General features: G+C 35.8%; 6 protein-coding genes. 2 read left to right on the top strand and 4 right to left on the bottom strand.

What is annotated here, in order from left to right; all coding sequences use genetic code 11:
- Positions 1-661 (top strand): extracellular solute-binding protein (locus DM84_RS04145; RefSeq protein WP_250778543.1); only part of this gene is annotated, 661 nt, incomplete at its 5' end.
- 47 nt (positions 662-708) lie between these two features.
- Here the strand turns inward: DM84_RS04145 and DM84_RS04140 are convergent.
- The gene (locus DM84_RS04140) at positions 709-1,395 is read right to left on the bottom strand and encodes a hypothetical protein (protein WP_250778542.1); all 687 of its coding nucleotides are present in this window, start codon (positions 1,393-1,395) and stop codon (positions 709-711) included.
- 194 nt (positions 1,396-1,589) lie between these two features.
- Here DM84_RS04140 and DM84_RS04135 point away from each other — a divergent pair, with 194 nt between their 5' ends.
- Positions 1,590-2,486, top strand: a complete 897-nt coding sequence (locus DM84_RS04135; protein ID WP_250778540.1) for an aspartate carbamoyltransferase catalytic subunit — start codon at positions 1,590-1,592, stop codon at positions 2,484-2,486.
- A 104-nt stretch (positions 2,487-2,590) separates the two neighbouring features.
- Here the strand turns inward: DM84_RS04135 and DM84_RS04130 are convergent, their stop codons facing one another.
- The 3 genes from DM84_RS04130 to DM84_RS06085 all read right to left on the bottom strand — a co-directional run bounded on the left by DM84_RS04130 (position 2,591) and on the right by DM84_RS06085 (position 6,372).
- A complete protein-coding gene (locus DM84_RS04130; protein WP_250778537.1) occupies positions 2,591-4,174 on the bottom strand; it encodes a hypothetical protein in 1,584 nt (527 codons plus the stop codon).
- Between the two features lie 137 nt (positions 4,175-4,311).
- On the bottom strand, positions 4,312-5,988 hold the full coding sequence (locus DM84_RS04125; RefSeq protein WP_250778535.1) for a collagenase: 1,677 nt from the start codon (positions 5,986-5,988) through the stop codon (positions 4,312-4,314).
- A gap of 261 nt (positions 5,989-6,249) precedes the next feature.
- The gene (locus tag DM84_RS06085) at positions 6,250-6,372 is read right to left on the bottom strand and encodes a hypothetical protein (RefSeq protein WP_284706131.1); all 123 of its coding nucleotides are present in this window, start codon (positions 6,370-6,372) and stop codon (positions 6,250-6,252) included.
- Positions 6,373-6,510: the final 138 nt, after the last annotated feature.

The following is a 6,510-nucleotide window of genomic DNA, read 5'->3' as shown; positions in this document are numbered from 1 at the left end:
CCTCACAAAAAGAACTAGAATATTGGTTTATAATAAAGAATCAGTAGATCCTAAAGATTTAAATACTTATGAAGATTTAGCAAATGAAAAGTGGAAAGGAAAAATATTAGTACGTTCTTCTACGAGTCCATACAACCGATCATTGATTGCTTTTATGATTGCAAACGAAGGTTTTGAAAAGGCAAAAGAATGGGTTTGTGGAATTGTGAGCAATATGGCAAGAAAACCAAGTGGTGGCGATACTGACCAAATTTATGCTGTAGCTGCTGGTGAAGGAGATGTTGCAATAGTAAATAGCTATTATTTTGCAAGAATGCTTTCGTCAGGACATGGAAATAAAAGGAATGTTATAGACAAGCTAGGAGTTTTCTTCCCTAATCAAAACGATAATGGTGTAATGGTGAATATTAGTGGTGCAGCGGTAACACAAAACGCAAAAAACAGAAAAAATGCTATAACTTTGCTGGAATTTTTAGTAAGCAAGCAAGCTCAAGAACTATATGCTAAAAAAAATCAGGAATATCCTATTGTTGAAGGCGTCGAAACTTCCGACGTATTAAAATCTTGGGGGAATTATTTACAAAGCAACTTACCTCTCAGCAAACTTGAAGAAAACCTGCTCGAAGCTGTTATGATAGCTGATGAGTGTAAGTGGAAATAATCCGCATATATCCCAGTTCAAGCACTGGGATATATGCTAGTTTATGCCTACTCCCGCGCCTTGCTCTTGGTTTGCTGATTCCCTACTTGTGCAAGCCTTTTGGTTGCAGGGCCAAGAATTTGTTTATTATCTGGTTTCAACTTTTCATTATTGACTTCTTTTGCATTGCTTGCAACTTTTTCTTCAGTTGGTTTTCCTTCACCTCTTTCAGGAGCGCTAGGTTCGCCTTTTTCCTCAGCCCCTTTTCCTTTAACTCCCTTCTCAGAACCTTTCATCTTATCTGCTGCCTGTCTTTCTGCATCTAATATGCCTTTTCCCGCAACACTCAGTATATCATAACCTGCATCTAATGCTTTTTCTGCTCCTTGAATAAGCTTGCCACCTGATATACTGTCAACAACCATAAGACCTATGGCAATTATACCACCAATTGGTCCTCCAAACAGAAAGCCAATTGCAATAACACCAATTCTCTTTGCAATAGTGCCAGCTTTAGATAAGAGTTTCTCTAAACGACCTGGCTTTGCATTCTCTTTGCCGCTTTCTTCATCTTTAGTTCTATTATTCTTCCTATAATTACCATATGCTAAAGCTCCAACAACTGCACCAGCAACAGGACCAATAACTGGAATAGTAAAAGCAGCAATTGTGAGCGCCGTTCTCCACGGCACGTAATCTAGTATTTTGCTTCCTAGGCTAGTTTTCTCATCTTTCTTTGCAGTTTTTGCAACCATTTTCAACCTCACTTACTATTAACATACTGACCATAATAAAACTAGAATACTAATTATCAATTAATACCAGTTTTTGTTTTAATGCAATGCCTATTTAGGTTTAGCTTAAATAATTGTCGTGGAGGAGACTTGTTGAAAAAAGGCAATAAGAAAGTAGAATGAGTTGAATGGCAATTGTACACTAAAGAGAAATTATGAGCAATAGAAGGAATCTGCTAAGCATACAGGATCTCACAATCAACGACGTAGAAAATATAATTAAGCTAGCTGGTCAATACCTGAAAAATGAAGCTGCAAATGGGCATACCTTAGAAAACAAGACAGTAATAAATCTATTTTTTGAAGATTCAACACGTACTCTTGCATCTTTTGAAATAGCAGCAAAAAGTCTTGGAGCAAATGTCATAACTCTGCCGATAAAATCTTCTTCTATTAACAAAGGAGAAAATTTGAAAGATATGGTGAAAACGTTAAATGCAATGAATCCTGACTATATAGTAATCAGGCAAAAAAACAGCGGTATTTTAAATATGCTGGCCGAGCATGTTAGCTGCTCGCTAATTAATGCAGGTGATGGAAGCAGTGAACATCCAACTCAAGCCCTTGCGGACTATTTTGTAATCAGTAGTCATAAGAAGCAAATAAAGGACCTCAAAATTGTAATATGCGGAGATATTTTACACAGCAGAGTTGCAAGATCGAATATAAGATTATTAAAAATGTTTGGAGCAAAAATATGCTTAGTTGCACCACCAACTTTGATTTGCAGATATTTTCCTGAGATAGATTCAGTCCATTATTCGCTAATTGAAGGCATAAAGGATGCCGATGTAATTATGCTTTTGAGGTTGCAAAAAGAGCGCATGAATAATAGTTGTTTTGTTCCTTCAGAGAGAGAATATTTTCATTTATATGGGCTTGATTCACGAAAGTTATCATGCGCAAAATCAAGTGCGATTGTTATGCATCCAGGTCCAATAAACAGAGGGATTGAGATCAGCAGTGATATAGCAGATTGTGTTATTTTACAGCAGGTAGAATTCGGATTGGCAATACGCAAGGCAGTGCTGCATTATTATAGTTCTTGCTAATATCAAAAAAAGTGTGTAGTTCTGTAGCAATTTATACTTAGTTTAGTATAATAACCTCACACACATGAGGGCTGCTGTTTTAATGCAGCAGCCCTTTATGTGTATTAACCCATGTTGAACAAGGTGTGATCGTGATAAGCGTAGTCGCTTGCGCAGTTAAATATTTCTCCTAAACCATTCTCTAGATAAACATTATATTCATTATGTTGATCTGAAAATAGAGTGCTATCTTGCGTTTCTAAACTGACACTTGTGTCTGACAGCAACTCATAGTTTAAGTTATCTATTTTTGTAATACTACTTATTACCTTGCCCTCTTTATTAGATATAGCTAAGTCATAATGATTGCCATCTTTCGTTATCTTGATGGACACCTTATCTTCAGGTAATACTATAAGCTTCTTTGCGTCACTATCATGAATTACGAATTTGCCATCTTTAAAGTAATACTTGTCTTCCGGCAAAGCACCAACCTTATATCCCGATTCGGCCAATTTATGCCAAAACTTTAACACAGATTGCTTTTCTGCTCCCTCAGCTCTGTCATATAAGGCTTTTACATCATTATAATCTATAGTGATATTTGCCTTATGCTTTCCTTCTGAATCTCGATCATAGTTCTTTTCTATTTTCAAGATTGTGTCTTTCAACACTACCTGCTCTTGCTCTTTGTCCTCTACTAAAGCTGACCTTTTTGTTCTTGTTAAACTTTGCGGCTGATCAGACTGCATTTCACCATTGTCGTTTGATGCAGCTTTCTCTTCGGCAGCTCGTGTAATAGCATTAATAGTACTATAACCCATGTGTGGCGCATCGACTTCTGTTTCAGTTTCGCTTACACTTGCCTGTTCTTTTGAACTTTCGGTTTGTTTCCCTTTTGTGTATATTCTCTGATAATCAGTGTAGCCTTTATCAGTATCACCAATATCGCCTCTACCTCGATCAAACATTATTCTTTTACTCCCATCGTCCATATCTTTAATTTCAATTTGAGGAGAAACGGATGCCAGGAAATCGCTATAACTGTAGTTATAATCAGCAGAAAAGAATATTTTGCCTTTGAAGTTATGGAAGTTATTAGATAGCATTCCAATTTCTTCATCGCCATCAAACAATTTCACTTTAGTGAAATATGTTTGACCGTTTATTCTAAGTATTTCACCTTTGGAGTTTTTTTGTATATGATAATCATCCGGATCGTACTTAATAGCAAAAAGCTTACCAGTGTTATATTTATCAAAATTTACAAGGCCTATATTGACATGCTTATGGGAATAATCCCTTTTTTCATATTCATGTGCAAATATTGGGTCAATATATTTGTACTCGTCTGGTATAGCATTACCTCGAGCGTCATACCTATATTCAACACCATCCTTATCAGTTGGCACCAATTTATATCCGCCATCCTTCAGTACTAATTTTAAATGAGTAATACTTTTTGGTAGTTGAAATCTTAAGTTTGCTCCGTGGTCATGAATAAACAGGTCACCTTTCTCACTAATATAAAAACCCATATTTTTGAATTCATGTAAGCGCTCGCCTCCTTGTTTTACAACAGCTTCGTATACATCGTCATCTGTCCTGTCGGTTCCCTTATTGTCCAATAGTTTTCCTTTTTCGACGATTACTCCATTTTCTCTTTGTTCATTAGAATATTGAGCATGCTTTGAATCCTTATGATTCAAAATCTTAGGACCTATGAGGAGCAGAGAATCTAAGTCTTTGTCTTTTTGGATATGTCCAACACTAGGATGCAGCAATTCATTTTCATGTAAATGTGCTTCATTGAAGTATTCATCACGTTCAACCGTTCTGCCATCTATCAGGGAAGCTTTATAATGACCATTTTTTTTGTAACCGCCATATAAGCACCACCATCATATTGAGTATTTAAGTTGTGCAATATGTCCTCAAAAACGAAGGTTTCTTTAGTTTGACCTTCAACTTGAGTAAAGAATCCTGATTCACTCGATAACTCTCCAAGCTTTGTATTTCCATCATATATAGACAGTGCACCCATATCCCCTTTACCGAGAGCTTTTATAGAGAGAATCTTACCTTCTTGTAGATCAATATGGTCACCTCTGACTAAGTTTAGATTGATATTGATCATTTCTTCCAACATCTTTTCCACATCGATGTTCTGAGTTGACTTTAACTGTTTTGAACCAGTGCTTATCATCTCATTAAGCAAGGAATCTTTTAATTCCTCATATTTGGAAGGGATTGAACGATATTTTTCTAAATATTCTTCATAAGAAATCTTTCCTTCACGATATTCTCTTTCTATCTTTGAATATTCCTCTTGCCTCTTCTGGTTCAAACCCTTTAATGTATCATCGTGAGTTTTCTTTAAACCTTCATCATACTTTGATAGCATCCTGAAAGCTTGCATTTTATACTCTAGACTGTTTCGATATTCACCACCTTGTTGATCAGAGTAAGTGAGTTTAGTTTGCCCGTCGGGAGTTTTGATTACTTTCAAGAAATGATATTTCTTTGATATATCAAAATAGTCATTTGTTGCCCTATTAATAGCACGGGCAAAATCATAAAGTGCAACATGTTCTACAGGAGAAAAACTTCCGACGTTTTCTCCATCCATTTTTTCTATATTTGCTTTATAATAGGATACATTTTTAATTTCTCCGCCCACTATTTCTTGACCAGTTGCTATAAACTCTCCTTTTGTGACTTGTAAAGCATTGATGTCCTGCATTGCAACATCTGTGCTATTTTCAGCAAGCCAGCCTTTAAAGGCATCGTTATGCTGTTGTATTTCTTCCAAAAGTTGTTTTGATCTACTGCTATCACCAGCACGTATAGCGCTTAAGTAATCACTTAGCAAGTTTGGATGATTTGTTTGTAAATACATTATTAATACATGACCTGTTTTGTAAACCAGGCTATTTGTTTCACTATTTTCTGAATATTCCAAACTTAAAATTCTACTTAAATCCAAATTTGTAGCTTCAGTTTTATCAATGCTCGATCCTTGGGCATTGAACTTATGGTCTGAGTGGTGTTCAAAGTAATCTGCAATCCCTTCCATTAACACTGTAGGTAAGCGGACACCTCCCGTAGCTAAGTAAGTTAAACCATGTGCAAATTCATGCTGAAGGTTATGAACGCCACCTTGCTGATGGACGTACATCTTAGCAAAAACGCCACTTTCTCCTTTGTAGTAACACATACCACCTTCATCTCCAAGACCAAGATTAAAACCTTTGCTTCCGCCAAGGTGAGTGTAATCAGCTTTATCATCGAACACATAAATTTTGAATGTTTGTTCTGAGCTACCAGGCTCCAACTTAAATGCATTTTTAAAATTAGTAGCTGTTTCTCTTACCTCACTTTCAATTTTAGGAACTTTACTTGCTCTTAAATTATGAGAATAAACCTCTACTTTAATGTTTAAATCATCAATTTTTATAACATGCTTATTGTCGAAATATTTTTCTTCAGTCATGTTTTTATTTACTTGTTGATTGATTGTCATAACTTTAACCTCTAATTTATTAATCCTTCAATATCAAGCATAGGGTGATCTCTCTAAAGAAAGCGTAAATTTCAACATCAGTATAATTTATACTTTAATAAAAAGGTATAAATAATTAATTCAATATGTAAAATCATAGAGTATGGCTGAAGTTCTATGACAGTGTCATTTCAGCACCCTTCTTCCTGTCATTCCAGTGCCCTCTTCTTGTCATCCAAGTAGCTGACACTGGGATCCGATTTTCCATAAAACGGTGCATTTTTACATAACTTTCATATTCACTAACCTAATAAAATTCTTAGATTCCAGCGTCACGCGCTGGAATGACAAAGTTATGGGTATCATCCAAGTAGCCCCTCCTTCTGTCACCTGAGTAGCTGACACTGTGATCTAGGATACTACTTTAGCAATAAATATTTGAGAAATTTACTAAGCGAGAAAAAAGGCAAAAGAAGCCCCGGCCATTATCTATTTTCAGTATTGGCGTTTTTATGTCTTAAACGCTGCAATTTAGCTGCTTTT

Origin of the sequence: Wolbachia pipientis, from assembly GCF_023661085.1 — a bacterium.
In the GTDB taxonomy this organism is placed as follows: domain Bacteria; phylum Pseudomonadota; class Alphaproteobacteria; order Rickettsiales; family Anaplasmataceae; genus Wolbachia.
Note: the sequence above shows the minus strand (reverse complement) of the source record. Positions and strands in the feature narration are given on the sequence as shown.